This window comes from Streptomyces sp. MK37H (genome assembly GCF_018035285.1).
Taxonomy (GTDB): Bacteria; Actinomycetota; Actinomycetes; order Streptomycetales; family Streptomycetaceae; genus Streptomyces; species Streptomyces endocoffeicus.
In genome coordinates, this window is record NZ_JAAAYH010000088.1 from 1 (window position 1) to 25,182 (window position 25,182).

Here is a 25,182-nt window from a genome sequence, read left to right on the forward strand (position 1 = left end):
GGCCCGCGGCCTTGCGGTACCGCCCCGGGGTGGTCCCGAACTCCCGCTGGAAGGCGTGTGAGAGTGCGTACGGGCTGCCGTAGCCGACCCGGCCGGCGATGGAGGCCAGAGTGTCCGGGGTGTCCCGGAGCAGGGTGGCGGTGAGAATGACGCGCCACCACGTGAGGTACGCCATCGGAGGGCGCCCGACCAGGGTGGCGAACCGGCACGCCAGAGTGGGGCGGGAGACGTTCACCTCCGCGGCCAGGCGCTCGGTGGTCCACGGGGCGGCCGGATCCGAGTGCAGCGCCCGCAGCGCGGCGGCCGTCACCGGGTCACCCAGGACGCGGGGCCAGGCTCCGCTGGTGGCCTCGGTCATCCAGGCGCGGATCATGTAGACGAGGAGCAGGTCGAGCGGGTTCGGCAGCGCGATGCAGGAGCCGGGCCGGCTTTCGTCCAGTTCACCGGCGAGCAGGTCGATCGCGGCGCGCAGCTCGAGGTGGCCGCCGACGCGGCTGGGAAGGTGGACGATCCGGGGCATCTCCGCGAGAAGCGGGTGGATGCGGCTGCAGTCGAGCCGGTACTGGCCGCAGAGGATCTCCGTCTCACCGCGCTCGGGCCGGACTCGCGGTTCCGTCCCCGCGAGCGATCGCCCGAGCGGTGCCGCGCTCTCCGCCGCGGTCGCCGTATCGGCCGGGGAGTCGGCGAGCACATGACCTGTGCCATGGGGGAGCAGCACCGCGTCACCCACGCCGAGGGACACCGGGTCACCGCCGTCGGGCAGCAGCCAGCAACCGCCTTTGAGCACCACGTGAAAGCCCGCGCCGCCGAACGGGTGAAGCCGCGTGCGCCCACTGCCGTTCATCCGCAACCGGTGGGACGAGGGGTGCCCCAGCCGCATGGCGGAGATCGCGTCGCTCACCACATCCATTCAAGCAGGGCCCGTTCGCGCCCGTCTCCGACCTGGTCGCGGAGACCGCCGGCGAGGTGTGGAAGGACAACGAGGACTGGCTGGCGCCGGACCACTGGGAGCCGGATGCCGACCGGCTGGTGATGGCGCTGCAGACCTGGGTGCTGCGCAGCGGCGGGCGGACGGCAACGGCTCGCAGGCGGACGGCCGCCTGATCTACGAGGACAGCATCGCGCCCCTCCACCGGGCCGGACAGGCCGTGCGGTGGGACGGTTCCCACCGCATCGACGAGCACCTCACCCTGGAGTCCGCGCCCGGCCACACCCCCGGCTCGTCCGTGCCGCGGCTCGCCTCCGGCGGCGACCGGGCCGTCTTCGTCGGAGACCTGTTGCACAGCCCGGTGCAGATCCTCCAGCCCTGCCGCAACAGCAACGCCTGCCTGGACTCGGAACAAGCAGTGGCGAGCCGCCTGCGCGTCCTCCAACGTGCGGCCGATGAAAGGGAGTTGCTCGTTCCCGCCCACTTCGCGGGTGCCGCGGGTGCCGTGGAGGTCCGGCGGGGAGGCGGCCGGTTCACCCTGGGCCCATGGGCAACGGAGTCGCCGGGCACGTCGTGATGTCAGAACATCACCATGGCGCGACTCCCTTGTCATGGTCGGACGCCGGGGGCCTTGCCCCCGGCGCACGCCCGGCCGGCAGCGCCCGCTGCGCTTGCCGGCGCTGACGCCGAGGGCCGGCGCCGAGGGGTTACGACACGACAGCGCCACCGGCGGGCTGCTCGTTGCCCTCCGGCTCCTGTGGCGGGTGGCTGAGCTGTTCGCGCAGGTAGTTCCAGGCCACCGCGATCAGCGCGGCCACCGGTACGGCTAGCAGGCTGCCCACGATTCCGGCCAGGCTGCTGCCCAGTGTCACCGCCAGCAGGACGACGGCCGCGTGCAGGCCGAGCCCGCGGCTTTGGATCATGGGCTGGAACACATTGCCCTCCAGCTGCTGCACCACGATGATGATCGCCAGCGCGATCAGCGCGTCCGTCGGACCGTTGAACACCAGCGCGATGAGCACCGCGACCACACCCGCGAACAACGCCCCCACGACGGGAATGAACGCGGAGATGAAGGTCAGGACCGCCAGCGGCAGCACCAGCGGTACTCCCAGAGCCCACAGCCCGAGTCCGATGAGGATGGCGTCGAGCAGGCCGACCAGCGCCTGGGAACGCACAAAGGCGCCCAGCGTGTCCCAACTGCGCGCGGCCACGGCGGGGATGTCGGTGGCGAGCCGGCCGGGGAGCTGACGGGCGAGCCACGGCAGGAACCGCGGGCCGTCCTTGAGGAAGAAGAACATCAAGAAGAGCGCCAGGACGGCGGTGATCACACCGTCGACCACAGTGCTCACTCCCGCGACGGCAGCGGTGACCAAGCTGCCGGCACTGCTCTGCAACCGGGCGGCCGCGCTGTCGGTGGCCTGCGCGATCTGGGCATCGTCGATGTTCAGCGGCGGCCCGGCGGCCCATTCACGCACCCGCTCGATGCCTTCGGTCACACCATCGGCCAGCTCACCGGACTGGGACGCCACGGGCACCGCGATCAGCGCCACGATACCCGTGGCGACCAGGAGGAACAGCAGGGTCACGACCGAGGCGGCCAGCGCGGGAGGCCACCCCCACCCGCGCAGAAGGCGGGCCAGGGGCCAGGTCAGCGTCGTGAGGAGCAGGCCGACCACGAGCGGCCAGATGACCGACCACATCTGGCCCAGGGCCCACAGGACCGCCGCGGCCATGACGAGGATCAGAAGCAATTCGAGGGAGATACGCGCCGATACGCGGAGCGCGGCGCGGGCTTTCGTTGAACTCAACGTGCGAGGCATGGGGTCACCCGTACCCCATGAGTGCTTCCCGGCGCTGCTTTTCAGGAGCACCCTAGCCAAAGTCCCAGTGCCCTCACCGGGGTGGGGAGTGGGTGGACGAGGGATCCCGTGCGGGGTGCCGGTGAGAGCCGGGTTGAGCGGGCGTCCGGCCGGTGCCACGTCGGCCCGCGCGGGTGGGCCGGCCGAGGACGACTCCGGCCAGGACCAGGACCAGTCCGCACAGTTGCTGAACGGTCAGCACCTCCGTGGCGACCGTTGTGCCGAGCAGCACGCCCGTGACGCCATATGCGCAACGAAAGCCACCTGCTGAATCTGCTGACGCCCGCGGAGGCCGAGACGCTCGAAGCATTGCTCACGACCTGGCTCTCCCGCCTGGAAGACCCGCGTCCTCCCCGCCAGGAGTGACCCGCTCCCGCACACTCCCCTCTCGTCGTTGGGACGCGCTGCCGAGCCAGCGGATACTGGGCCCATGCGTATCGACTTCGATCCCGAGACCATGGGCCCCACCCCCTTCTACAAGCTGCTGACCTCGGTCATCGTGCCTCGGCCGATCGCCTGGGTGTCGACCGTCGGCCAGGACGGTGCCGCGAACCTCGCCCCGCACTCGTTCTTCACCGTCGCGGCCGTGGCTCCGCCCGTCGTGCAGTTCACCTCCGTGGGGCGTAAGGATTCGCTGCGGAATGTCGAGGACACCGGTGAATTCGTGGTGAACCTCGCTCCCGAGGGGCTGTTCGAGCAGGTCAACGCGACCGCGACGGACTTTCCGCACGGGGTGAGCGAGTTCGAGGCGGTGGGGGTGGAGCAGGAGGCGAGCTTGCGGGTGAAGCCGCCTCGGGTGGCGGGGTCGCCGGTGGCGTTGGAGTGTGTGGTGCACAGCACGATGGGGCTCGGGAACTCGACGGTGGTCTTCGGGCGGGTGGTGCATGCCGCGATCGACGACGAGGTGATGGTCGACGGGCACGCCGAGGTCACCAGGTTGCGGCCGCTGTCCCGGCTGGGGAGGAACGAATGGGGCACGGTCGGTGAGGTGCTGGATCTCGCCCGGATCCGTTACGCGGACTGGGAGGGCCGGGGGCCGGAGACGGTGTGAGGGCCGCGGACCATAGGAAGGGGGCGTGGTGATGGAGAGCGTGGTGTTCGACATCGGCTCGACCCTCGTCCGTGAGGACCGCTACTGGGGCTCCTGGGCCGACTGGCTCGGGGTGCCCCGGCACACCCTGTCCGCGCTGGTGGGGGCCGTCGTCGCGCAGGGGCGGGACGACGGGGACGCGATCCGGCTGCTGCGGCCGGGCGTGGACATCGACGTCGAGCGGCGGGCACGGGAGACGGCGGGGCGGGGGGAGTGGCTGGACGAGTCCGATCTGTACCCGGACGTACGGTCCGCGCTCGGCGCCCTGCGGGAGTCCGGGCTGCGGGTGGTCCTGGCCGGGAACCAGTCGCTGCGGATGGGGGAGCTGCTGCGGGGAATGGGGCTGCCGGTCGACGCCGTGGCGACGTCCAGTGGATGGGGCGTCGTCAAGCCGGATCCGGAGTTCTTCCGGCGGGCGCTGGAGCTCGGCGGCGCCGCGCCCGGGGACACGGTGTACGTGGGTGACTACCCGGCCTTCGACATCCGCCCGGCGAAGGCCGCCGGGCTGCGGGCCGCGCATATCCGCCGGGGGCCATGGGCGTATCTGTGGGCCGATACGGCCGACGCGGCGATGGCGGACTGGCGGATCGACTCGTTGAGTGAGCTGGTGGAGATCGTCACCGGGCCGTCGGGGGCATGGTCCCCGTAAGGCCGCAGCTCAGGGCAGTGGTGTGCGCTGGGTGAGGAATTCACACCCGGTGCGATGCGAGTGCTTGCATATATCTACCGCACACCCTTCCCTGCCGCCCGGCATGGCGCTTGACTCGTCCCATGCCGCTCAGGGGGCGCCAGACCTGAGCGAAGGGGCCGCCGGACTCCTCCCTCCTCGGCCGGCGGCCCATCTCCCTGCCTGTCCGGCGGATATCCGAGCGGATCCGAGCGGATCCGAGCGGATCCGAGCGGATATCCGAGAAGTGCGTCAGCCTGCCGACTCGGCCGCGTGGGCGCTCAGCACACTGAAGCCGACGAGCGCGAAGAGCGCGATGCCCAGCAGAATCCGGTAGATCACAAACGGCATGAAGCTCTTACTTGAAATAAATTTCATGAACCACGCGATCACCACATATCCGACAACGAAGGCGATGACCGTCGCGAAGATCGTCGGGCCCCACTCCGTATGGCCCTCCGAGGCGTCCTTCAGCTCGAAGACGCCCGAGGCCAGCACCGCCGGCACCGCGAGCAGGAAGGAGTAGCGGGCCGCGGCCTCGCGGGTGTAACCCATCAGCAGTCCGCCGCTGATCGTGGCGCCCGACCGGGAGACGCCCGGCACCAGCGCCATCGCCTGGCAGACCCCGAATATGAGCCCGTCCCGGATGCTCAGCTCCTGGAGCGTCTTGCGCTGGTTGGCGACGCGATGGCGGCCGCCCGTCTCATCGCGGGCCGCACGCCGGTCCGCGAAGCCCAGCACGACGCCCATGACAACGAGGGTCGTGGCTATGAGCCGCAGGTCGCGGAACGGACCCTCGATCGCGTCCTGCAGCGTGAGCCCGAGCACACCGATGGGCAGCGAGCCGACGATCACCAGCCAGCCCATCTGGGCGTCGTGGTTGCCGCGCCACTCCTTGCTGAACAGCGAGCGGAACCAGGCCGACACGATGTTGACGATGTCCTTGCGGAAGTAGATGAGTACCGCGAGCTCCGTGCCGATCTGGGTGATCGCGGTGAAGGCGGGCCCAGGGTCGTTCCAGCCGGCGAACGCGGCCGTGAGCCGCAGATGGGCGCTGGAGGAGATCGGAAGAAACTCAGTCAACCCCTGGACCAGCCCGAGGATGAATGATTCAAACCACGACATTGAGTCTTCGCTATCCAAGGCTGATCGTGCGCTGCTCGGTACCTGGTCTCAGATGTCCAGGCATGACCGATTCAGGCGGGGCGGTCAGTGGGAGGCCGACCGTCGAGGATCAACGGCCGGTTGTGGGGGCAGCGTAGCGTCCCCGGGTGCACGGCCCATCAAGGGCCTGGTCAGACCATCGGTTCAGCGCTTTGACCTTGGGTACTCGGGGCTCGCCGGCCGCCCGCGGGCGCCTGGTGAGGATCAGCCGTGGACAGCCGAGGAGCTGAACCGTATGACCGCGATCGGGCACGACGGAGGCCGGGGAGGCCGACGGGACGGGGACGGGGGCGGCGCCGGAAACGGGCCGGGCGGGACGATCACCACCGAGGTCCCGGCGCGGCTGGACCGGCTGCCCTGGTCACGCTGGCACTGGATGATCGTGATCGGCCTCGGCACCGTATGGATTCTGGACGGTCTCGAGGTGACCGTCGTCGGCAATATCGCCAGCCGCCTCTCCGAGCCCGGCAGCGGGCTGCCCATCACCGACGCGCAGGTCACCGGGATGGCGGCGGCCCTCTATGTGGCCGGGGCCTGCACCGGGGCGCTGGTCTTCGGCTGGCTCACCGACCGCTACGGCCGCAAGAAGCTCTTCCTCATCACGCTCGGCGTCTATCTGGCCGCCACCGCGCTCACCGCCATCTCCTTCTCCGCCTGGTGGTTCTTCCTCTTCCGCTTCCTCACCGGCTTCGGCATCGGCGGGGAGTACGCGGCCATCAACTCCGCGATCGACGAGCTGATCCCCAGCAAGTACCGGGGCCGCGTCGACCTGGTCATCAACGGGAGCTTCTGGCTCGGCGCGATGGGCGGCTCGCTGCTCTCCGTGCTGATGCTGAACACGAACTTCTTCGCGCTGAACATCGGCTGGCGGCTCACCTTCGCCCTCGGCGTCGTCCTCGGCCTGGTCATCCTGCTGGTCCGGCGGAACGTCCCCGAAAGCCCGCGCTGGATGTTCATCCACGGCCGGGCGGAGGGCGCCGAGGAACTGGTCGCGGCGGCCGAACGGCGGATCGAGGACGAGACCGGGCGGCGCCTCCCCGAGCCGGACAAGGCCATCACCATCCGCACGCGGAAGAGCACCGGCTTCGTCGAGATCGCCCGGACGCTCTTCCGGGCGTATCCCCGGCGCGCGCTCCTGGGGCTGGGCCTCTTCATCGGGCAGGCGTTCCTCTACAACGCCATCACCTTCGGCTTCGGCTCGATCCTGGTGAAGTTCTTCGGCGTGCCCAGCGGCATCACCGGCTACTACTTCGCGGTCATCGCCTTTGGCAACTTCCTGGGGCCGTTGCTGCTGAGCAGGCTCTTCGACACGGTCGGCCGCCGGCCGATGATCTCGGGGACGTACATCCTCTCCGGTGTGCTGCTGTTCATCACGGCGTGGATGTTCGGCAACGGCTGGCTCAACGCGACCACGATGACCGCCTGCTGGTGCGTGGTCCTCTTCTTCGCCTCGGCCGGTGCGAGCTCGGCGTATCTGACGGTCAGCGAGGTCTTCCCGATGGAGACGCGCGCCCTGGCCATCGCCTTCTTCTACGCCATCGGCACGGCGGCCGGGGGCATCAGCGGTCCGCTGATCTTCTCGGATCTGACGGCGAGCGGAGTCGTCGCCGACACCGCGCTGGCCTTCTCCATCGGGGCGTCGCTCATGGTCGCGGCCGGGCTGGTCGCCGTCTTCCTCGCCATTCCGGCGGAGCGGCGTTCGCTCGAGGACATCGCCGAACCGCTGTCCGCACGCGCCGCGGCCACGTCGGCCTCCGCCACCGGACCGGTCGGCGGCTGACGGACGCCCGGCCGGCGGCTGACGGCCCCGGCCCCGTCAGCCCCGCGGGGGCCGTCGTCAGCCTCGCGGCGCCAGCTCGTCCGCCGCCGCGTCCTCCGTGGGCCGTACAGGCCGTACGGGCCGGATGCGGCCGCGTTTGCGCCAGGCCACCACCGCCCCCGCGATGGCGGGCACCGTGATGAAGGCCAGCGCGAGGAGGAAGACGGGCGAGGTGGGGGTGGTGGCGCGGCTGCCCGCGACCACGTACGCGGCGGTGTTCGGCACACTGCCCAGCCCGGTGGCCAGCAGGAACGACGGCCAGCTCATCCGGGAGACGGCCGCGCAGTAGTTGGCGGCGGCGAACGGCACGCCGGGGAACAGCCGGATCGCCAGCATCGACCGGAACCCGTGGTGGCTCAACTGCCGGTCCGCCGCCGTGAGCCAGCGGCCCCGCAGCAGCGGCCGCAGCGCGTCCTGCCCCAGCAGCCGCCCGAGGCCGAAGGCGATCCCGGCGCCGATCACCGTGCCGCCGATGGCCGTGGCCAGCCCGGCCTGGATGCCGAAGAGCGCACCGGCCGCCAGGTTCAGCAGCGGCCGGGGCACCAGCGCGGCGGTGCCCACCCCGTACGCGGCCGTGAACAGCACCACGGCCGTCCCGCCCGACAACTCCGGCCAGCCGTGGGCCAGCAGCCGCTGCGGCTGCCACAGCCAGACCGCGATCGCGGAACCGGTGAGCAGCGCGGCGAGCAATCCCAGCCGCGACCACGGCGAGAGGAGCACGGCGCGGGCGCGGCGCGTGGCCGGGTTCGCGGGCGGCGGGGCGACATCGAGCATCGGTGGAGCGTAACCGACCGGGCGCGGCGAACGCCGTGATGTCGTCGGGTTGTCGTCCGATTGTCGGCAGACCGTCGACAGAGGGTTCCGAACCACCCGCACCACCCACCCCGCACGTACCGAAACGCCCCGAAAACCATTCGACGCGGACCGAACAGTGCGCGAAGATCACAGCATGTTCCGGCTCGCCTTCCTCACGCCGACGTCCGCGGTCGCGGACGCGCCGAAGGCTGCCGTCCCCTCTCTCGCTCCGGCCGCGGTCGCCGCCCTCACCACGGACCCGCCCGCCGCCGTTCCCGCCGCCTGCCTCGACGGCGCCCGAAGCTGACCCTCCTCGGACAACTCCGACGGATCCCCCAGGGGGAGGGTCGGCGAGGTTCTGGGGTCCGCGCTTCCCACCCCGCTGACGAGGAGAGATCGTCGCATGTCCAAGCAGACGTATGTGCGCACCAAGCCGCATCTGAACATCGGCACCATGGGCCATGTCGACCACGGCAAGACCACGCTGACCGCCGCCATCACCAAGGTGCTGAGCGAGCGCGGCACCGGTGGCGCCTACGTGCCGGCGGACCGCATCGACCGGGCGCCGGAGGAGGCCGCGCGCGGCATCACCATCAACATCGCGCATGTCGAGTACGAGACCGACACCCGGCACTACGCGCATGTCGACATGCCCGGCCACGCCGACTTCATCAAGAACATGGTGACCGGCGCCGCCCAGATCGACGGGGCGATCCTCGTGGTCTCCGCGCTCGACGGTGTGATGCCGCAGACCGCCGAGCATGTGCTGCTGGCCCGCCAGGTCGGCGTCGACCACATCGTGGTGGCCCTCAACAAGGCCGACGCGGGCGACCCCGAGCTCACCGACCTCGTCGAGCTCGAGGTGCGCGAGCTGCTCTCCGCGCACGGCTACCCCGGCGACACCACGCCCGTCGTACGGGTCTCCGGGCTGCGGGCGCTGGAGGGCGACCCGCGCTGGACCGGGGCGATCGAGGCGCTGCTGGACGCCGTGGACACCTACGTACCGACGCCCGTGCGCCACACCGGGGCGCCGTTCCTGCTACCGGTGGAGAACGTGCTGACCATCACCGGACGCGGCACGGTCGTCACCGGCGCCATCGAGCGCGGCACGGTACGGGTCGGCGACCGTGTCGAGGTGCCCGGCACCGATGTGGCCACGGTGGTCACCGGCGTGGAGACCTTCGGCAAGTCCATGGAGTCGGCCGAGGCGGGCGACAATGTGGCGCTGCTGCTGCGCGGAGTGGCGCGGGACGCGGTGCGCCGCGGCCATGTGGTGGCCGCGCCCGGCAGCCTCGTGCCGCGGCGGCGCTTCACCGCGCGGGTGTACGTCCTCTCGGCGGCCGAGGGCGGCCGGCGGACACCGGTGTCCACCGGCTACCGCCCGCAGTTCTACCTCCGTACGGCCGATGTGGTCGGCGCCGTGGACCTCGGGGCCACCGCGGTGGCGCGCCCCGGTGACACGGTCACCATGACGGTCGAGCTCGGCCGTGCCGTACCGCTGGAGCCGGGCCTCGGCTTCGCGATCCGCGAGGGCGGCCGCACGGTGGGCGCGGGCACGGTGACCACCGTGCTGCCGTAGCCATCACGGCCCCGCCCGTCCGCCTTCCCCGTGCGGGGGAGGCGGGCGAGCGGAGGCCACGGCATGTGTGCGACGGCACAATGAGAGGGTGAACGAGCCGATACCCGTGAGCCGTGCCGTGGACGGCGGCATGGCCAAGCTGATGCCGGACCTGGACCGCCCGCGCGCCTGGCTGCTCACGGTGGACGGCGCCCCGCAGTCGTATGTGGACCTGGACGATCCGGCCCATCTCGAATTCGAGTACGCGCGGCGGATCGCCCATGTCCTGGACGCGGCCGCCGATCCCGGCGCCCCGCTCGACGTACTGCACCTGGGCGGTGGGGCGCTGACGCTGCCTCGCTATCTGGCCGCCACCCGCCCCGGCTCCCACCAGGTGGTGATCGAGGCCGACCGGGGGCTGCTGGAGCTGGTCGCCGAGCATCTTCCGCTGCCGTCCGGGGCGGACATCACGGTGCGCCCGGAGGACGCCCGGACCGCGCTGGAGGCCGGGCCCGAGGGGGCCGCCGATGTCATCGTGGCCGATGTCTTCGGCGGTTCGCGGGTGCCCGCGCATCTGACCTCCGTCGAGTACGCCCGCGCCGCGGCCCGGGCGCTGCGGCCGGGCGGGTGGTACGCGGCGAATCTGGCCGACGGGGCGCCGTTCGCCTTCCTCCGCTCCCAACTGGCCACCTACCGCACGGCGTTCGCGCATCTCGCCCTGATCGCGGAGCCGTCGGTGCTGCGCGGCCGCCGGTTCGGCAACGCCGTGCTGGTGGCCTCCCAGTCCGAACCGCCGGTCGCCGTGCTGGCCCGCCGCACCGCGGCCGACGCCTTCCCGGCCAGGGTCGAGTACGGGGAGGCGCTGGAGCGGTTCATGGGTGGCGCGGCGCCGGTGCGGGACGAGGACGCCACACCCTCGCCCGAGCCGCCGGACGGGGCGTTCAGCGTGGGCTGACCGGCTCCGGGGCGGTGTCCGTGGCGGCGGCCGGTCCGCCCTCGGCGACGGGCTCGGTCTCGCGCCGGCGCAGCCGCCGTACGTCCGGGACCGTCAGCACCGCCAGCGTCAGCGCCAGGATCAGCGCGGAACACCCCCACAGCGAGGCCGCCCGGCCGAACGCCTCCTCGGCCGGGCCCGCGAGCGCCGTGGCGAGCGGCACCATGGCGACCGAGCCGAACCAGTCGTACGCCGAGACCCGCGACAGCTTGTCCTCGGGGATCTCCTGGTGCAGCGCGGTCATCCAGGACACCCCGAACACCTCGACCGACACCCCGACCAGAAACATCACCACGGCCAGCGGCGCGACCGGCACCGGGACGGCGAGCGCGGCCGACGGCAGGGCGAGCGGCAGCACGCACAGGGAGCCCGCGAGCAGCATCCGGCGCGGCCGCCAGCGCACCATCAGCAGACCGCCCAGGACGGTGCCCGCGCCGAACGCCGCGAGCGCGAGCCCCCAGGGGCGCGCCCCGCCCAGATGGTCCTCGGCCACCAGCGGGCCGAACACCGCCTCCGCCGCTCCCACCACCGCGTTGACGACGGAGAACTGGACGACGATCGACCACAGCCAGGGCCGGCCGACGAATTCGCGCCAACCTTCGCGCAGATCCCGCAGCATGCCGCTGCCGGGCTCCCGCTGGGCGACGGCATGCACGTCGAGCAGCGAGCGCAGGGCGCCCGCGACCGCGAACGCGGCGGCGTCGACGGCCAGCACCCAGCCGGGGCCGACCACCGCGACCAGCGCGCCGCCGAGCGCGGCCCCGCCGATCTGCGCACCGTTCATGCCCATCCGGAACAGCGCGAAGGCGCGGGCGGCCTGTTCGCCGTTGACGCTGGAGAGCAGCATGCCCTCGGCGGCGGGGGCGAAGAACGCCTGCCCGGTGCCGCCGAGCGCGGACAGCACGGCCATCTGCCACAGCCGCGCCTCGCCGGACAGGACGAGCACGGCGAAGACCGCCTGCGAGAGGCAGTTGAGGCTGTTGGCCGCGACCATCACCCGATGGCGGGGCAGCCGGTCCGCCACCGCGCCGCCGATCAGCAGGAAGACGACCAGCGGAAGGGTGCGGGCCGCCGCCACGAGCCCGACGTCGCCGCCGTCCCCGCCCGCCTCCAGCACCGCGAACGCCGCCGCGATGAGGGCTCCGGCGTTCCCGAGGCCCGTCACCACGGCGGCGGTGGTCAGCAGTGTGTAGTTGCGACCGGCCCACGCGGGGCGGCGCGGTCGGAGGCGCGGGGCCGGAGGAGTCGTCACATCCGGACTATCCCTGGGGGCGGGCCCCGGCGTCCAACCGAATTCCGGCCGTCACGATCGGAGCGGTCAGAAGGTCAGGAGACCTCCGACTTCACCGGCCGCAGCGAACTCATGATCTTCTTGATGGTGGCGTCCGGGACCTCTTCCTTGGTGCCCTTGACGGAGTACAGGACCCAGGTGGCGAAGTCGCCGTTGGTGTCCGTGTAGGTCACGGTGACCGACTTGCCGTCGGTGGTGCACTTGTCGGTCTTCTTCACCCCGGTGACGGTGGCCGACGCGGTGTAGCCCTTGAGGCCGTGGGCGCTCTTGAACTTCTTGGCGTCGGTGACCTTGCGGGTCCCGGTCTGCTTCTGGTCGAAGGCGGCGAAGACCCAGTTCTCGGCCTCGATCTTGGCGGCCGACGCCTCGCTCTTGGCGCCCTGAGCGCCCTTCGAGCCCGCCCCGGCGGCGTGGCTCTTGTCGACGTAGCCGTCCTTGTCCTTGACCGAGCAGTAGTCCTTCTTGTACCTCGCCGGAGCGGACATGACCACGAGCGGCTTGCCCTTGTCATCCTCGAAACCGGTGCTCAGGCCGGGCGATTCGATCGTCCAGTCCGGGGGGACGTCGAAGGCGTTGTGCCGCTTGGGGCTGACCACCGGCTTCCAGCCGGGTATGACCGCCTTGACGTCGGTGGTGTCACCGCCGGCGCGCGGGTTGTCCGCACCGCCGCCGCCCGGGTCCTCGGTCGGTTCCTCGGAGGCCGGGGCCGACGTGGAGGCGGGCGTCTTGTCCTTCCCCTTCGACTCGTCACCGCCGTCGCTGTCGTCCTTGCCCAGGACCAGCGCACCGGTGATGGCCGCGGCCGCGACGACCGCGATGGCCGCGACGATGGCGATGGTGGTCGTGCGCTTCTTGTTGTCGCGCGGCGGCTGCGGTGCGCCGGGCGGGCCGGACGGAGTGCCCCACTGCTGGCCGGGCGGACCCTGCGGCGGGCCGTAACCGGGCTGCTGCTGCCCCGGCTGGCCGGACTGCCCCGGCTGCTGCTGGGGCGGCTGCTGATAGGGATTCGGCTGTTGATATCCCGGCTGCTGATACGGGTTGGGCTGGTTGTATCCCGGCTGCTGGTACCCCGGTTGCTGATAGGGGTTCTGGTCGTGCGGGTTGTTCTGCTCGCCCCCGGGCGGCTGCTGTCCTGGCCACATGGCCAGTAACGATAGAGGGGGCCGATGACGGCTGCTACGGCTGCCCCTTGAACTGCCCCTTTCCCCACTTGCTACCGGGTGGTAACTTCCGGGCATGTCAGAAACCCTGCCCTCCGTCGGTGAGATGCTCGCCGCCACGGTGCCCATGGTGCGCACCCTGAACCTGGAGTTCCGCGAGGCGTCGCCCGAGCGCGCGGTGTTGTGCCTGCCCGACCAGCCCGACTTCCACAACCATGTCGGCGGCCCCCACGCTGGTGCCATGTTCACCCTGGCGGAGTCCGCGAGCGGTGCCATCGTGCTGGCGGCGTTCGGTGATCAGCTCGGCCGTGCCGTACCGCTGGCCGTGCGTGCCGAGATCGGCTACAAGAAGCTCGCCAAGGGGCCCGTCACCGCGACCGCCACCCTCGGCCGGCCCGCCGCCGAGGTGGTCGCCGAGCTGGACGCGGGGGAGCGGCCTGAATTCCCGGTGAACGTCGCGATCACACGCGAGGACGGTGCGGTTACGGGCGAAATGTCCATCGTGTGGACCCTGCGCCCCCAGTCCTGAGCCCGACCTCCCCAGCCCCGAGTCCAGCCCCGAGTCCGTCCTCCCTTCGCCGGAGCCGACGCGAGCGGGAGCACGACTTGGGGATGATGGCGACCGCGCGCCGATTGAGTAGGCTTCCCGGCGTGCGCCACGTCCTGTCCGGCGCACGCCGGGAAGCGGTCGCCACATGGGGAGGAACCGGCGTTGCATATCGAGGAATGGCTCGAGACCGTGCCCGCGGTCAGCGTGTATCTGCTCGTGGGCATCGTCATCGGCCTGGAGAGCCTGGGAATCCCGCTCCCCGGCGAGATCGTCCTCGTCAGCGCGACGCTGCTGGCGGCCTCCCAGGACCACATCAACCCCTACATCCTGGGGACGTGCGCCGTCGCGGGCGCGGTGATCGGCGACTCCATCGGCTATCTCATCGGCCGCAAGGGCGGACAGCCGCTGCTCGCCTGGCTGGGCCGCAAATTCCCCAAGCACTTCAGCGCCGAGCACGTGGCCACCGCCGAGCGCTCCTTCCAGAAGTGGGGCATGTGGGCGGTCTTCGTCGGCCGGTTCATCGCGCTGCTGCGTATCTTCGCCGGGCCGCTCGCGGGCGTGCTGCGCATGCCGTACTGGAAGTTCCTCATCGCCAATGTGCTCGGCGGCATCGTCTGGGCCGGTGGCACCACCGCGGTCATCTACTCCCTGGGCAAGGTCGCCGAGGACTGGCTGAAGCGCTTCTCCTGGCTCGGGCTCGTGCTGGCTCTGCTCTTCGGCCTTGGCTCGATGCTGGTCATGAAGTGGCGCTCCAAGAAGGCCAAGGCCGCGGCGGTCACGGCGGCCGATTCCGGGACCGCCGAGCCGGAGCCGGTCCCGGCCGGGGACTAGGGCGGATCGGCCGGATCGGCCGGATCGGTTGAACCGGCTGGACCGGCTGCAGGGCTCTGCCGGAGCTGCCGGCCGGGGCAAGGAACGCGAAGGGGACGACCAGGTGGGAGAGACGGTGCGCGCCTTGATCTTCGGCATCGACGGGAAGGAGCCACAGATCGCCCCCGACACGTTCGTGGCCCCCACGTCGGTGGTGATCGGCGATGTCGTGCTGGCGGCGGGATCGAGCGTCTGGTACCAGGCGGTGCTGCGGGGTGACGGCGGCCCCATCGCCCTCGGCGCGGACAGCAACATTCAGGACAACTGCACGGTGCACGTCGACCCCGGATTCCCGGTCTCGATCGGCGAGCGGGTCTCGGTCGGGCACAACGCGGTCGTGCACGGCTGTACGGTCGAGGACGACGTCCTGATCGGCATGGGGGCGACGGTCCTCAACGGCGCCCGGATCGGTGCGGGGTCCCTGGTCGCGGCCCAGGCCCTGGTACCGCAGGGGATGGAGATACCGCCCGGTTCCCTGGTGGCGGGGGTGCCTGCGAGGGTGAAGCGCCCCCTCACTGACGAGGAGCGGGAAGGCATCAAACTGAACGCCCAGGTGTACGCGGACCGGGCGAAGCAGTACCGGGAAGCGCTCAGAAGCGGCGAATAGCCGGATGTGATCGGATGGTGGTCATGGACTGGGAAGCTTTTGCCGAGCGCATGGCCACCATGGCGCGGGATCTGTTGGCGCAGGAGTCCGTGGAGGCCACGCTGGATCGGATCAGCGCGTGCGCGGTGGACATCGTGGAGGGCTGCGACGCGGCCGGCATCCTGGTGCTCCACGGCAACCGAGTGGAGTCCCTCGCCCCCACCGAAGGGCTGGTGGTGCGTTCGGACCGGCTCCAGGGGCGGCTCCGCGAGGGGCCCTGCTTCGACGCCGCCCGCCGGCTGGACGGCGAGCGAGTGTTCCGGGTCAAGGACTTCACCGAGCCCGAGGAGCGCTGGCCGGATTTCGTCAGCGAGGCCCGCCACCTCGGCATCGGCAGCATGATGGGGTTCCTGCTCTACACCGAGCAGGAGAACCTCGGCGCCCTGAACCTCTACTCGCGGCACCCCGCCGCCTTCACCAAGGCCAGCGAGACGGCCGGCTGGCTGCTCGCCTCGCATGCGGCGGTCGCCTTCTCCAGTGCCCGCACCGCCGATCAGCTCCAGCAGGCGATCCAGACCCGGCACACCATCGGGGAGGCCATGGGCATCCTCATGGAACGCCTGAAGATCACCGAGGACGACGCCTTCGCGCTGATCCGGCGGGTGTCCCAGGAGCGCAACGTCAAGCTGCGGGACATCGCCCGGCAGATCTGCGAGAGCGGTGGAATCGACGACTGAAGCGTCGACCCGAGCCGACGCATCAGCCGAAGCGGCTCTTCCGGCCCGCGGTCTGGACCGGAAGGGCCTGGCCACCGTCGTCCCCCGGGGGTCGCTGCGATGGCGTGACGCCCAGGTACCCCCGGGACCTCCGGTGGTAACCCCATCGTCACCCGGATTTCGGCAGGGCCGGTGGGGCGCGAATCCCCTCCTTCGGCGGTCGCACCGGGCGTACCCGTGACCCGTGCGGCCTCCGGGGCGTCCTCACGGGCCGCCAGGTGGTGACGAGGGCCGCGGCCAGGAGGAGCTCGGCGAGGTCGCCGCCGTAGTACATGATCTCCGCGCCGCCCCGGACCTCGGCGATCGGGGCGTGCACGTCGACCCAGAAGCCCCCGTACATCAGCTGGGCGATGGCGGCGTGGGCGGCGATGGCGACGCCGAGGACCATCAGCCGGGCCGGCACCCCCGGCCGGGCCGGGGCCGGATCGGGACCGGCGATGACATACGCGAACAGCCAGCCCGAGAGCAGGAAATGGGCGTGCGTCAGCCAGTGCCATCCGGGGTGGCCCATGGTGGCGTCGTAGACGGGGGTGAAGTACAGGAGCACCAGCCCGCCGGTGGTCAGCAGCAGGGCGGTGACGGGGTGGGCGAGCAGCCGCGCGGGACGGGAGCGGAGCACGGCGGTCAGCCGTCGGCCGCGGTCCGGGGGCAGGGCGCGCAGCAGCAGGGTGACCGGGGCCGCGAGCATCAGTGCGAGGGGCGCGTACATCCCGAGCAGCAGATGCTGGGCCATATGGCCGCGGAAGTCCTCATGGGCGAACGGCGCGAGCGGCGGCAGCAGCGCCATGGCCACCAGGGCGAGCCCGGCCGCGAAGCTCAGCGACCGCGCGAGCGGCCAGCGCTGAGCGGGGTGGCGGCGACGGGCGCGGCGGACCGTCAGCGCGTAGGCGGCGGCGCACCCCAGCAGGGCGAGGGCCGGCAGCCATACGTCCAGGGGACCGCCGCCCCCGCCGTGGCCATGGCCGGGATGCGCCGCGCCGCCACCCATCACACGCGCCCGGTGGCGCGGGGCGCCTCGGGGCCGGAGGGCGCCCCGCCGCGCTGCAGCAGATAGCCGCCGGCCACCAGAAGGGCGCCCAGGACGAGGAAGCCGGCGTCCCACCACGGCTGCTCCGGGCCGCCGTGGACATGGTGGATGCCGAGGATCTGGTGGTCCAGCAAGCCCTCGACGAGGTTGAACAGGCCCCAGCCGACCAGCATCCAGCCCCACAGGACGCGGGAACCCCACACCCGGCGCCGGTCGTGGGTGACCCGGGCGTAGAGGATGGCCAGCCCCAGCAGCACCGAGATCCAGCACACCGCGTGGAAGATGCCGTCCCACACGGTGTTCATCCGCAGACCGGAGACGGTGTGCGGGTTGTAGTACCGCACCCCGATGCGGTCGTGGTTGGTGCTGCTGAGCATGTGGTGCCACTGGAGCAGCTGGTGCAGCAGGATTCCGTCGAGGAATCCGCCGAGCCCCACCCCCAGCACGATCCCCGGCAGCCGGATGACGCGCGACGCGGGCAGACCGGCCCGGGCTTCCTCCGCCGTGGTGGCCATCACCGCTCTCCGTCCTGACGACAGCGTGTACCTCCGCACTCTTCGCCTCCACGGCTTCCCGGCCGGACCGGCTTCGTCACGCGCCCGCGTCGTCTTTCCGCCATCTCGCCGAGCCGAACCGAGTTGAACCGAGCCGAGCCGAGGCGGGGCGGGCCATCCGTCAGGCGGTCCGTCCGTCAGCGCCGCGCCTCAGCGCCGTCCGCTCAGGCGGCGGTGACGGTGAACAGCCCCCCGTCGGGGTCGCACAGGATCGCCTGACGGCCCGTGGGAGAGGCGTCCGGCGGGAGGGCGACCGTGCCACCGGCGGCGCGGGCCGCCGCCACGGCGGCCGTCACATCGGGGACGCGGAAGTGGACGTACCAGCGCGGCCGGACCCGTGGGTCGGGCGCCTGCTCGACCGCGCCGCCGTGGACCACCGCCAGCTTGCGGCCCTCCTCGCGCACGATCACCTCGTCGTTCTCGTACTCCACGGAGCAGTTGCCCTCCGGTGACGCCCAGCCGAAGACCTCGCCGTAGAAGAGGGCGGCCGCGAACGCGTCACGGGTCCGCAGCGCCAGCCAGGCCGGGGCGCCCTCCTCCGGACCCGACGGCCAGCCGGGCAGCGTCTCTCCCGCCCAGAAGCCGAAGACGGCGCCGTCGGGGTCGGCGGCCAGCCCGGCGCGGCGGCCGGTGCCGAACGGGAGCGGGCCGACGCCGACGGTGCCGCCCCGCTCACGGATGTGTGCCGCGGTGGCGTCCGCGTCCGCCACGCCGAAGAACGGCGTCCAGGCGACCGCGCCCCTGAGGCTGTTCGCGAGCGCCCCGACCCCGGCCACCGGCGCTCCGCCGAACAGCGCCGTACGGAACCCCTCACCCAGTCCGGTGGGGCGCCAGGTCCATCCGAGCACCGCGGTGTAGAACTCCTGCGCCGCCTGGAGGCTGGGGGCGGCGAGACTCACCCAGCAGGGGAATCCCGGCCGTACCTGGCCGATCGGCTTCATGGGCACCACTCCTCACAACTCCGCCCCGACACCACCGCGGGGGACTGCACCGATGTACCCCGCCAGCCGGGTGCTATGCCCCGTCAGCGGCGCGGGGCCAGGTGTCCGGGGCGATGTGATGCCAGATGTTCTGAGCCTGCACCAGCAGGGTGCCCAGGACGGCGGTGGTGCCGGGGGAGACGCTGCGCTGATCGCAGATCACCTTGTGCAGGGCGTCGTGGCGCCGTTCCACGGAGTCCAGTGCCTCCTCCAGCCGGGCGTGCGCGTCATCGGGGGTGGAGAGCAGAGAGATCAGATCCGCCCGGGCCGCGCACGCGGTCGCCAGGTCGCACAGGAGTCGGCCGTAGTCGCCGAGCGCCCGTTGATCGGGGGAGGGAATGGTGCGGTTCTCGTCGGCGATGTCGATCATGGTGTTGGTGATCCCGCCGATCTGGGCGACGATCGCTCCCCACCGCTGGTCCTCGCTCTCGGCGGGAAGCGGCGGCAGCTTCTTGCGCGACTTCCACGGCAGCCGGGGATTCAGCCGGAGACTCTCATGGCTCCACAGCCGAGCGGATCGCAGGCTCGCCTGCCACTGCTGGAGGCGATCGGACAGCCGCCGCCAGTCGGCGGCCGTCGCTTCGGACCAGTCGTCATGGGCCAGTCCCTCCGCCATGCCCGCGAGGGCGCCCTCGGCACCGCGTGCGAGGCTGCTGAGGTTCTCCCGTACGTTCCGCAGATGGACCGGCGGGACGATCAGCGCGTTGACCGCGATGCCTATCGCGGCACCCAGCACGGCCTGCAGCAGCCGGTGGGAGACCGTGAGGCTGGACACGGGGCCGGAGGTGAGGGTGAACAGCGCGGTGGTGGGGCCGTAGATGCCCTGGTCGCCGAGGCGGGGCCAGTTGCTGAGCAGCATCACGACGGGCAGGACGAGGGCCACCGAGATCAGGATGTTCCCCGTCAGGGCCTCGGCCCCCGCCGCCAGCAGCGTGCCCACGGCGATGGCCACCAGTTGCTGCACCCCCTTGAACAGCGAGCGGTAGACGGTGGCCTGGACCAGGACCACCGCCACCCACGGCGCCATCAGTGCCACCGGGTCCTTCAGCCACCACCCCGAGACCGCCCAGGCGAGGGTGGCCGCTCCGGCCGCCTTCAGCGACTGCACGAGCAGGTCCCGCTCCCGCCCCGGCCCCTGCCACGCCCGCGCCGCGGCGTCCACGATCCCCCGGGCTTCGGCCCGCAACAGGTACAGCTTCTCGTTCACGTGCCCCATGGCGTAGTGGGTTCCTGGAGCACGTCGGCTTATGCCTGGCCGGGCGGGGGCCCGGGCCGCAGGCCGCTCAGCCCGTGGCCAGCAACAGCGTGCCCACCAGGGCGAGTCCGGCGCCCGTGGCCTGGACCACCCGCAGCCGCTCGCCGAGCAGTCCGCGGGCCGCGAGGGCGGTCACCACGGGGTAGAGGGAGGCGAGCACCGCGGCGACGGTGACCGGGCCGTGGTGGGCGGCGAGGTTGTACGTGCCGTTGGCGGCCACGTCGGCCAGGCCCACGAAGGCGAGCGTGGGCAGCGACGCCCACACCACACCCATCCCGCCCTCGGGCAGCCCGGGGCTGCCGCGCCGTACGGAGACCAGCAGCGCGCCGCCGCCGACCGCCACATTGCACACCCGCTGCACGAACAGCGCGAGGAACAGCCCGGTCAGCGTGTGCGACGCCTCGGCGATCAGCGCCATCACCGAGCCGAAGCCCAGCGCGGCCACCATGGTGAGCAGCAGCGTCTGCCGCTGGACGGGCGCCCCGCCGGTCTGCGGACCGCTCGCCAGGACCACACCCGCGACCGCCACCACGACGCCCGAGACCTGGAGCAGCCCCGGCCGCTCGCCGAGCACCAGCGCGACGCCGAGCGGCACGATGACCCCGCCGAGCGCGCCGAGCGGGGAGACGACGCCCATCGGGCCGAGGGCGAGCGCCCGGTAGAAGCACAGCATCGCGGCCGGGCCGACCACACCGGCCGCCGCGGCGAACCACAGCTGCGGGCCCGCCTCGGACCATCCGCCGGTGGCGACCACGATGGCGCCGAGGACGGTGACCGCGATGATCTGGGAGACGACGACCACGGTGAGCGCGGGTGTGCGCCGGGTGAGCAACCCTCCGCCGAAGTCGGCCAGCCCCCAGAGCAGGCTGGTGGCAAGAGCGAAGAGTGCGGACATGGTGAAACCTCGCCGTACAGTGTGGTGGACGTGGGAGTACAGCCCACGGTAGTTCACTGCACTCGACTATGCCATTCACTATTTTGGACGGATGGACGGACCGGAACGTGACGGACCTCGACCAGCTCACGCAGTCGCTCGCCCGCAACCTCAAACGGTGGCGCAATGAACGCGGCTTCACCCTCGACGCCCTGGCGGCCCGCGCCGGGGTCAGCCGGGGCATGATCATCCAGATTGAGCAGGCCCGTACGAATCCGAGCGTGGGCACCACCGTCAAGCTCGCCGACGCGCTCGGCGTGAGCATCACCACACTGCTCGACTACGAGCAGGGCCCCCGGGTGACCTTCGTCCCGCCCGACCAGGCGGTGCGGATGTGGTCCACCGAGGCGGGCAGCTACACCGCGCTGCTCGTCGGCACCGAGGCGGACGGCCCGCTGGAGATGTGGGAATGGCGGCTGATGCCCGGCGACGAGAGCAGCTCCGATCCGCATCCGTCCGGCACGGTCGAGCTGATCCATGTGACGGCGGGCGAGCTCACGCTGGTGCTCGGCGGTGAGACCCACACCGCCCCGATCGGCACCTCCGTGGCGTTCGAGGCGAACACCCCGCACACCTACCGCAACGACGGGACGGCGCCGGTGGAGATGACCATGGCGGTGTCGGTGCCACCCGCGCGCTGAGGCCGCCAGGTCCGGGCCCTCGTGCCCTGCTCCGACTGCTAATTTGGCGGCATGAGTACGCCGATGGATGCCTTCGACGAGGTCCGTCCCGCCGTCGAGTGCCTGGACCTGCTGACCGCTCCCGTCGCCGAGGCGCTGCGCACCTGGCGCGGCTCGGAACCGGTGGAGCAGGTGCTCTTCGTGGACACGGACCCGGACAAGGCCGACACCGCCGTGCTCGTCGAGAACTACGGCTCCTGGCTGCTGGAGCAGTCCGCCAACTGCGTGGTGGTCGCGGGCAGGCGGGGCGGCGAGACCACCCTGGCCGCCTGCCTGGTCCTGGCCCACACCCGCGCGGACGTCAACGGCGTGGTGCGCCGCCACCTCGGCGCGCGCAAGGCGTCGTTCGCCCCGATGGACACGGCGACGGGCGAGAGCGGCATGGAATTCGGCGGCATCACCCCGATCGGGCTCCCCGCCGACTGGCCGCTCCTGGTGGACGCCGCCGTGGCCGACATCCCGTACGCCCTCATCGGCAGCGGCAGCCGACGCGGCAAGCTCATCGTGCCGGGCAAACTGCTCGCCGGCCTCCCGGGCGCGGTGGTCCTGGAGGGCCTGGGCGCCTGAGGTGCTCAGCCCAGCCGGGGGATCTCGATGGCCGGGCAGCGGTCCATCACCATGGCGAGTCCGGCGGCGCGGGTGCGGTCGTACGCTTCCGGGTCGATGACACCGAGCTGGAACCAGACGGCCTTGGCGCCGATGGCGACGGCCTCGTCGGCGACCGGGCCCGCCAGGTCGCTGTTGACGAAGACATCGACCACATCGACCGGGAACGGGATCTCGGCGAGTGAGCCGTAGCCGCGCTCGCCGTGCACCGTCTCGGCCTTCGGGTGGACGGGCACGATGCGCTTGCCGAAGCGCTGGAGGACATCGGCGACGCCGTATGCCGCACGCTGCTGGTTCGTCGACAGGCCCACGATGGCCCAGGTGTCGCCCAACTCGGTGAGGATCGTGCGGACCGTCGCCGGGTCGCCGTACATGCCTGCCTCCTGTGGTCGCGATGCGGTCTCTTCGCAGCAGAACCGGCCGGGTACCCCGGAGATTCCCCGGGGCGCGCCGGGGTGTCAACCCCGACGAACGTCAGGGGTCTGACCTGGCCGTTCGCCAGAGGTGGCGGGCCTTCGCCGTTTCTACGGTCACTGGCCATGGATTCAAGGACGCGATACGGCTTCGGCCGTCGACTGCTGCTCTCGGTGGCGCTGTGTGCTGCCGGGGCGGGAGCGGTGATGTGGCTGTCGCCCGGTGGGCTGGGCGACGCGGAGCGGGTGGAGGTCACGGGCGGCGTCTCGGTGTCGGTGTACCGCGTGGTGGCCGACGCGGTGGCGGGGGCGCCCTCGTGGGCCGGGTCGCTGCTGGAGATGGCCACCGAGGGCACGCTGGTGGCGCTGGGGCTGCTTCTGCTGTGGACGTGGTGGTCGGCCTTCCGGCGCGGGGACGCCTCTGGCGTGGCCGGAGCCGTGCTCACCGGGATCGGCACCGTGGCCGCCTACGCGGCGAGCGAGGGGGTGAAGCTGGTGGTGGACGAGGAACGGCCGTGCCGGGCGGTACGGGGCGTCGTGGCGGTGGCGGAGTGTCCCGAGCCGGGGGACTGGTCGTTTCCGAGCAACCACGCCACCCTCGCCACCGGGATCGCGGTCGGACTGACGGTGCTCAGGCCCCGTCTCGCCGCGGTGGCGCTGCCGTTGGCGGGGGTGGCGACGCTGCTGCGGGTGGCGGTGGGGGTGCACTATCCGCACGATGTGGCCGCCGGTGCGCTGATGGGCGCCGCCGCGGCGGCGGCGACGCTGGTCGTGGCGGGCCCTCCGGCCGTACGGGCGGTCTCAGCGCTGTTCGGGCGCGCGCGGCGGAAGGATTCCGGCCTCGTGGGCGACCACGGCGGCGGCCGCCCGGTTCTCCACGCCCAGCCGGGCCAGGATCGAGCTCACATGGGCCTTGACCGTCCCCTCGACGACATGCAGCCGACGGGCGATCCGACCGTTGGACAGCCCGCCGCCGAGCAGGGCCAGCACCTCCCGCTCCCGGGTGGTCAGGGCGTCGACCCGCTCACGGGCGGCGGTACGGCGGTCGGCCAGGGCCCCCGCGCCACCGGACGCCAGATGCGCCACGACGCGGGCCGCGACCTTCGGTGACAGATAGGCGGCGCCGTCGGCCACCGCGCGCACCCCCGCGATCAGCTCCTCCGGTTCACCGGACTTGATGAGGAAGCCCATGGCGCCGCCGCCCAGCGCCTGGAGGATGTAGTCGTCCTCGCCGAAGGTGGTCAGCATGATGACACCGGTGGCCGGGGCCGTCCGGTGGATCTCGCGGGCGGCCTCGATACCGCCGGTTCCGGGCATGCGGATGTCCAGCACCGCCACCCGGGGCCGGTGGCGGTGCACCAGCTCCACCGCCTGGTGGCCGTCGCCCGCCTCGGCGACCACGGTGATGTCCGGATCGGTGGCGAGCACGGCCCGGATGCCCGCGCGGATCATCGGCTCGTCGTCGGCGATCAGGACCCGGATCATCGGACGCCCTTCCCGGTGAAGGCGTCGGCGGACATCAGGGTGCCGTGGCGGAAGCACAGCCGGTAGACGTCCCCGGAGCGGTCGTCGAAGGGGTCGGCCGTCATCGCGTAGTACTCGCAGACGATGTCCGTCCCCCTCGGTTCGGCGGCCGTCGGCCGGTGGCCGGTCTGGTGCTCCGGCAGATACCGTGCGATCCGGTCGCGGTCCTGTCCGATGCGCAGCCGGGCGTAGTCGTCCGGGGCCAGCACCGACTCCCGGGCCCTCAGTGTGTCCCATATCCGCAGCGCCCCGATCAGCAGGGCCCCCGCGACCAGGGGCACCATCAGCGCCGCGAGCAGGGTGCGGCCGAGCCGGCGGCGGGCGCGCCGGTGGTCATCCGCCACCGCGCCGTCCGCGTTGCCGGGGGCGTCGGTGCCGTCCGCGGCGCCGGGGACGTCCACGCCGCCCGCGTTGCCGGGGACGTCCGGGGCGTGGGGCGTGGCCTGCGCCGCTCGCCGCGCCGCGGGCGTACGGGGAAACGTGGCGCGGACGGCGAAACCGCCCGCCTCGGGGCCGTATCCGAAGGTGCCCCCGGCCAGCCCGACACGCTCGTCCAGGCCGATCAGGCCGAAGCCCTCGCCACCGGAGCGCACGGGAGCGGTGGCGGACGCGGGGCCGTTCACCACCCGGACCCCGGTCTCCTCCGCCGTATGCCGGACATGGACGGTCGCCTCCGCGCCGGGCGCGTGCTTGGCCACGTTGGTCAGCGCCTCCTGCACCACACGGCACATGGCGCGCTCCACGTCCGGCGGCAGCACGCCGGGCTCGCCGTCGATCCGCAGCCGGACGGCAAGGCCCGACGCCGACGCCCGTTCGATCAGCTCCGCCACATCCGCGCCACCCGGCTCCGGCGGCGCTCCGTCCGGCTCCTGGCGCAGTACGCCGATCGCCTCGCCGAGGCGGTCCACGGCTGCCGCCGCCCTGGCCCTGATGTCCCGGGCGGCCTCCCGATGGCCGTCCGCCAGCCCGGGCGCCAGCTTGAGGGCCCCGGCCGAGAGGGCGATCAGGCTGAGTTCATGGCCGAGCACATCGTGCATGTCCTGCGCGATACGGGCCCGCTCCCGCAGCCGGGCCTGCTCGGCGATCAGCCGCTGCTCGC

At 72.0% G+C, this 25,182-nt stretch carries 27 protein-coding genes and 2 pseudogenes; 14 read left to right on the top strand and 15 right to left on the bottom strand.

The features are described 5' to 3' along the window. Positions 1-910, bottom strand: a 910-nt coding sequence (locus GWI24_RS15205; protein ID WP_210946482.1) for an AraC family transcriptional regulator, incomplete at its 3' end; no start/stop codon positions are given. 11 nt (positions 911-921) lie between these two features. Here GWI24_RS15205 and GWI24_RS15210 point away from each other — a divergent pair. Beyond that, a pseudogene (locus GWI24_RS15210) lies at positions 922-1,505 on the top strand (MBL fold metallo-hydrolase); the annotation flags it as partial. 130 nt (positions 1,506-1,635) lie between these two features. On the opposite strand, the gene GWI24_RS15215 reads toward GWI24_RS15210, so the two are convergent. Next, positions 1,636-2,751, bottom strand: a complete 1,116-nt coding sequence (locus tag GWI24_RS15215; protein ID WP_210946483.1) for an AI-2E family transporter — start codon at positions 2,749-2,751, stop codon at positions 1,636-1,638. A 73-nt stretch (positions 2,752-2,824) separates the two neighbouring features. Then, complete coding sequence (locus GWI24_RS45200) at positions 2,825-3,022, bottom strand: hypothetical protein (RefSeq protein ID WP_281790049.1); 198 nt, start codon at positions 3,020-3,022, stop codon at positions 2,825-2,827. 198 nt (positions 3,023-3,220) lie between these two features. Between GWI24_RS45200 and GWI24_RS15230 the strand changes: the two genes are divergently transcribed. Then, positions 3,221-3,841, top strand: a complete 621-nt coding sequence (locus GWI24_RS15230) for a flavin reductase family protein (RefSeq protein ID WP_210946484.1) — start codon at positions 3,221-3,223, stop codon at positions 3,839-3,841. A 31-nt stretch (positions 3,842-3,872) separates the two neighbouring features. After that, positions 3,873-4,529 (top strand): HAD family hydrolase, encoded by a 657-nt coding sequence (locus GWI24_RS15235; RefSeq protein ID WP_247616380.1) that lies wholly within the window; start codon positions 3,873-3,875, stop codon positions 4,527-4,529. Positions 4,530-4,799: 270 nt separating this feature from the next. On the opposite strand, the gene GWI24_RS15240 is transcribed toward GWI24_RS15235, so the two are convergent. Continuing rightward, a complete protein-coding gene (locus tag GWI24_RS15240; RefSeq protein WP_210946485.1) occupies positions 4,800-5,672 on the bottom strand; it encodes an undecaprenyl-diphosphate phosphatase in 873 nt (290 codons plus the stop codon). 274 nt (positions 5,673-5,946) lie between these two features. Here GWI24_RS15240 and GWI24_RS15245 point away from each other — a divergent pair, with 274 nt between their 5' ends. Further along, on the top strand, positions 5,947-7,491 hold the full coding sequence (locus GWI24_RS15245) for an MFS transporter (protein WP_247616378.1): 1,545 nt from the start codon (positions 5,947-5,949) through the stop codon (positions 7,489-7,491). 57 nt (positions 7,492-7,548) lie between these two features. Here GWI24_RS15245 and GWI24_RS15250 read toward each other — a convergent pair whose 3' ends face one another. Continuing rightward, entirely contained in the window at positions 7,549-8,304 is a 756-nt protein-coding gene (locus tag GWI24_RS15250; RefSeq protein WP_210946486.1) for a TVP38/TMEM64 family protein, read from the bottom strand. Between the two features lie 175 nt (positions 8,305-8,479). Between GWI24_RS15250 and GWI24_RS15255 the strand changes: the two genes are divergently transcribed. The 3 genes from GWI24_RS15255 to GWI24_RS15265 all read left to right on the top strand — a co-directional run bounded on the left by GWI24_RS15255 (position 8,480) and on the right by GWI24_RS15265 (position 10,838). Continuing rightward, positions 8,480-8,632, top strand: a complete 153-nt coding sequence (locus GWI24_RS15255) for a hypothetical protein (RefSeq protein WP_198278272.1) — start codon at positions 8,480-8,482, stop codon at positions 8,630-8,632. Positions 8,633-8,728: 96 nt separating this feature from the next. Further along, the gene (tuf, locus tag GWI24_RS15260) at positions 8,729-9,904 is read left to right on the top strand and encodes an elongation factor Tu (RefSeq protein ID WP_210946487.1); all 1,176 of its coding nucleotides are present in this window, start codon (positions 8,729-8,731) and stop codon (positions 9,902-9,904) included. Between the two features lie 88 nt (positions 9,905-9,992). Further along, the gene (locus GWI24_RS15265; RefSeq protein WP_210946488.1) at positions 9,993-10,838 is read left to right on the top strand and encodes a spermidine synthase; all 846 of its coding nucleotides are present in this window, start codon (positions 9,993-9,995) and stop codon (positions 10,836-10,838) included. On the opposite strand, the gene GWI24_RS15270 is transcribed toward GWI24_RS15265, so the two are convergent. Continuing rightward, positions 10,825-12,129 carry an MFS transporter gene (locus GWI24_RS15270; RefSeq protein ID WP_210946489.1) on the bottom strand — a complete coding sequence of 435 codons (1,305 nt, stop codon included), beginning with the start codon at positions 12,127-12,129 and terminating at the stop codon, positions 10,825-10,827. The two genes, GWI24_RS15265 and GWI24_RS15270, sit on opposite strands and share 14 nt — an antisense overlap. 74 nt (positions 12,130-12,203) lie before the next feature. Then, positions 12,204-13,310 (bottom strand): hypothetical protein, encoded by a 1,107-nt coding sequence (locus tag GWI24_RS15275; protein ID WP_210946490.1) that lies wholly within the window; start codon positions 13,308-13,310, stop codon positions 12,204-12,206. A gap of 94 nt (positions 13,311-13,404) precedes the next feature. Between GWI24_RS15275 and GWI24_RS15280 the strand changes: the two genes are divergently transcribed. The 4 genes from GWI24_RS15280 (at position 13,405) to GWI24_RS15295 (ending at position 16,071) form a co-directional block, all read left to right on the top strand. Then, positions 13,405-13,857 carry a DUF4442 domain-containing protein gene (locus GWI24_RS15280; protein WP_210946491.1) on the top strand — a complete coding sequence of 151 codons (453 nt, stop codon included), beginning with the start codon at positions 13,405-13,407 and terminating at the stop codon, positions 13,855-13,857. Between the two features lie 183 nt (positions 13,858-14,040). Continuing rightward, positions 14,041-14,709, top strand: coding sequence for a DedA family protein (locus GWI24_RS15285; protein WP_210946492.1), 669 nt, complete (start codon positions 14,041-14,043; stop codon positions 14,707-14,709). A 103-nt stretch (positions 14,710-14,812) separates the two neighbouring features. After that, the gene (locus tag GWI24_RS15290) at positions 14,813-15,355 is read left to right on the top strand and encodes a gamma carbonic anhydrase family protein (protein WP_210946493.1); all 543 of its coding nucleotides are present in this window, start codon (positions 14,813-14,815) and stop codon (positions 15,353-15,355) included. A gap of 23 nt (positions 15,356-15,378) precedes the next feature. Then, positions 15,379-16,071, top strand: a complete 693-nt coding sequence (locus tag GWI24_RS15295; protein ID WP_210946494.1) for a GAF and ANTAR domain-containing protein — start codon at positions 15,379-15,381, stop codon at positions 16,069-16,071. 148 nt (positions 16,072-16,219) lie between these two features. Here GWI24_RS15295 and GWI24_RS15300 read toward each other — a convergent pair whose 3' ends face one another. From GWI24_RS15300 to GWI24_RS15320, 5 genes are all read right to left on the bottom strand, one after another. Continuing rightward, on the bottom strand, positions 16,220-17,098 hold the full coding sequence (locus GWI24_RS15300) for a cytochrome c oxidase assembly protein (RefSeq protein WP_210946495.1): 879 nt from the start codon (positions 17,096-17,098) through the stop codon (positions 16,220-16,222). Beyond that, positions 17,098-17,652 (bottom strand): DUF2243 domain-containing protein, encoded by a 555-nt coding sequence (locus GWI24_RS15305; RefSeq protein WP_210946496.1) that lies wholly within the window; start codon positions 17,650-17,652, stop codon positions 17,098-17,100. The genes GWI24_RS15300 and GWI24_RS15305 overlap by 1 nt, the downstream gene beginning before the upstream one ends. 203 nt (positions 17,653-17,855) lie before the next feature. Beyond that, positions 17,856-18,632, bottom strand: a complete 777-nt coding sequence (locus GWI24_RS15310; RefSeq protein WP_210946497.1) for a VOC family protein — start codon at positions 18,630-18,632, stop codon at positions 17,856-17,858. A gap of 73 nt (positions 18,633-18,705) precedes the next feature. Then, positions 18,706-19,887 (bottom strand): aromatic acid exporter family protein, encoded by a 1,182-nt coding sequence (locus GWI24_RS15315; protein WP_210946498.1) that lies wholly within the window; start codon positions 19,885-19,887, stop codon positions 18,706-18,708. A 67-nt stretch (positions 19,888-19,954) separates the two neighbouring features. Then, entirely contained in the window at positions 19,955-20,821 is an 867-nt protein-coding gene (locus tag GWI24_RS15320) for an EamA family transporter (RefSeq protein WP_210946499.1), read from the bottom strand. A 107-nt stretch (positions 20,822-20,928) separates the two neighbouring features. On the opposite strand from GWI24_RS15320, the gene GWI24_RS15325 reads away from it, so the two are divergent. Next, complete coding sequence (locus GWI24_RS15325; RefSeq protein WP_210946500.1) at positions 20,929-21,501, top strand: helix-turn-helix domain-containing protein; 573 nt, start codon at positions 20,929-20,931, stop codon at positions 21,499-21,501. Between the two features lie 51 nt (positions 21,502-21,552). Continuing rightward, positions 21,553-22,107: a YbaK/EbsC family protein gene (locus GWI24_RS15330; protein ID WP_210946501.1), complete on the top strand. Its 555-nt coding sequence runs from the start codon at positions 21,553-21,555 to the stop codon at positions 22,105-22,107. A 5-nt stretch (positions 22,108-22,112) separates the two neighbouring features. On the opposite strand, the gene GWI24_RS15335 is transcribed toward GWI24_RS15330, so the two are convergent. Continuing rightward, positions 22,113-22,520 (bottom strand): CoA-binding protein, encoded by a 408-nt coding sequence (locus GWI24_RS15335; protein ID WP_210946502.1) that lies wholly within the window; start codon positions 22,518-22,520, stop codon positions 22,113-22,115. Positions 22,521-22,898: 378 nt separating this feature from the next. Between GWI24_RS15335 and GWI24_RS15340 the strand changes: the two are divergent. Then, a pseudogene (locus GWI24_RS15340) lies at positions 22,899-23,270 on the top strand (phosphatase PAP2 family protein); the annotation flags it as partial. A 90-nt stretch (positions 23,271-23,360) separates the two neighbouring features. Here the strand turns inward: GWI24_RS15340 and GWI24_RS15345 are convergent. Further along, positions 23,361-24,044, bottom strand: coding sequence for a response regulator transcription factor (locus tag GWI24_RS15345; RefSeq protein ID WP_210946503.1), 684 nt, complete (start codon positions 24,042-24,044; stop codon positions 23,361-23,363). Then, positions 24,041-25,182: sensor histidine kinase (locus tag GWI24_RS15350; RefSeq protein ID WP_210946504.1), on the bottom strand; the 1,142-nt coding region annotated here is incomplete at its 5' end. The genes GWI24_RS15350 and GWI24_RS15345, both read right to left, overlap by 4 nt.

What these genes read in the sequence shown, in the direction of transcription:
- GWI24_RS15215 (WP_210946483.1), bottom strand. Translation starts at nt 2,751, where the DNA reads ATGCCTCGCACGTTGAGTTCAACGAAAGCCCGCGCCGCGCTCCGCGTA.
- GWI24_RS15230 (WP_210946484.1), top strand. Translation starts at nt 3,221, where the DNA reads ATGCGTATCGACTTCGATCCCGAGACCATGGGCCCCACCCCCTTCTAC.
- GWI24_RS15235 (WP_247616380.1), top strand. Translation starts at nt 3,873, where the DNA reads ATGGAGAGCGTGGTGTTCGACATCGGCTCGACCCTCGTCCGTGAGGAC.
- GWI24_RS15240 (WP_210946485.1), bottom strand. Translation starts at nt 5,672, where the DNA reads ATGTCGTGGTTTGAATCATTCATCCTCGGGCTGGTCCAGGGGTTGACT.
- GWI24_RS15245 (WP_247616378.1), top strand. Translation starts at nt 5,947, where the DNA reads ATGACCGCGATCGGGCACGACGGAGGCCGGGGAGGCCGACGGGACGGG.
- GWI24_RS15250 (WP_210946486.1), bottom strand. Translation starts at nt 8,304, where the DNA reads ATGCTCGATGTCGCCCCGCCGCCCGCGAACCCGGCCACGCGCCGCGCC.
- GWI24_RS15255 (WP_198278272.1), top strand. Translation starts at nt 8,480, where the DNA reads ATGTTCCGGCTCGCCTTCCTCACGCCGACGTCCGCGGTCGCGGACGCG.
- tuf (WP_210946487.1), top strand. Translation starts at nt 8,729, where the DNA reads ATGTCCAAGCAGACGTATGTGCGCACCAAGCCGCATCTGAACATCGGC.
- GWI24_RS15275 (WP_210946490.1), bottom strand. Translation starts at nt 13,310, where the DNA reads ATGTGGCCAGGACAGCAGCCGCCCGGGGGCGAGCAGAACAACCCGCAC.
- GWI24_RS15280 (WP_210946491.1), top strand. Translation starts at nt 13,405, where the DNA reads ATGTCAGAAACCCTGCCCTCCGTCGGTGAGATGCTCGCCGCCACGGTG.
- GWI24_RS15295 (WP_210946494.1), top strand. Translation starts at nt 15,379, where the DNA reads ATGGACTGGGAAGCTTTTGCCGAGCGCATGGCCACCATGGCGCGGGAT.
- GWI24_RS15300 (WP_210946495.1), bottom strand. Translation starts at nt 17,098, where the DNA reads ATGGGTGGCGGCGCGGCGCATCCCGGCCATGGCCACGGCGGGGGCGGC.
- GWI24_RS15305 (WP_210946496.1), bottom strand. Translation starts at nt 17,652, where the DNA reads ATGGCCACCACGGCGGAGGAAGCCCGGGCCGGTCTGCCCGCGTCGCGC.
- GWI24_RS15310 (WP_210946497.1), bottom strand. Translation starts at nt 18,632, where the DNA reads ATGAAGCCGATCGGCCAGGTACGGCCGGGATTCCCCTGCTGGGTGAGT.
- GWI24_RS15315 (WP_210946498.1), bottom strand. Translation starts at nt 19,887, where the DNA reads ATGGGGCACGTGAACGAGAAGCTGTACCTGTTGCGGGCCGAAGCCCGG.
- GWI24_RS15320 (WP_210946499.1), bottom strand. Translation starts at nt 20,821, where the DNA reads ATGTCCGCACTCTTCGCTCTTGCCACCAGCCTGCTCTGGGGGCTGGCC.
- GWI24_RS15330 (WP_210946501.1), top strand. Translation starts at nt 21,553, where the DNA reads ATGAGTACGCCGATGGATGCCTTCGACGAGGTCCGTCCCGCCGTCGAG.
- GWI24_RS15335 (WP_210946502.1), bottom strand. Translation starts at nt 22,520, where the DNA reads ATGTACGGCGACCCGGCGACGGTCCGCACGATCCTCACCGAGTTGGGC.
- GWI24_RS15345 (WP_210946503.1), bottom strand. Translation starts at nt 24,044, where the DNA reads ATGATCCGGGTCCTGATCGCCGACGACGAGCCGATGATCCGCGCGGGC.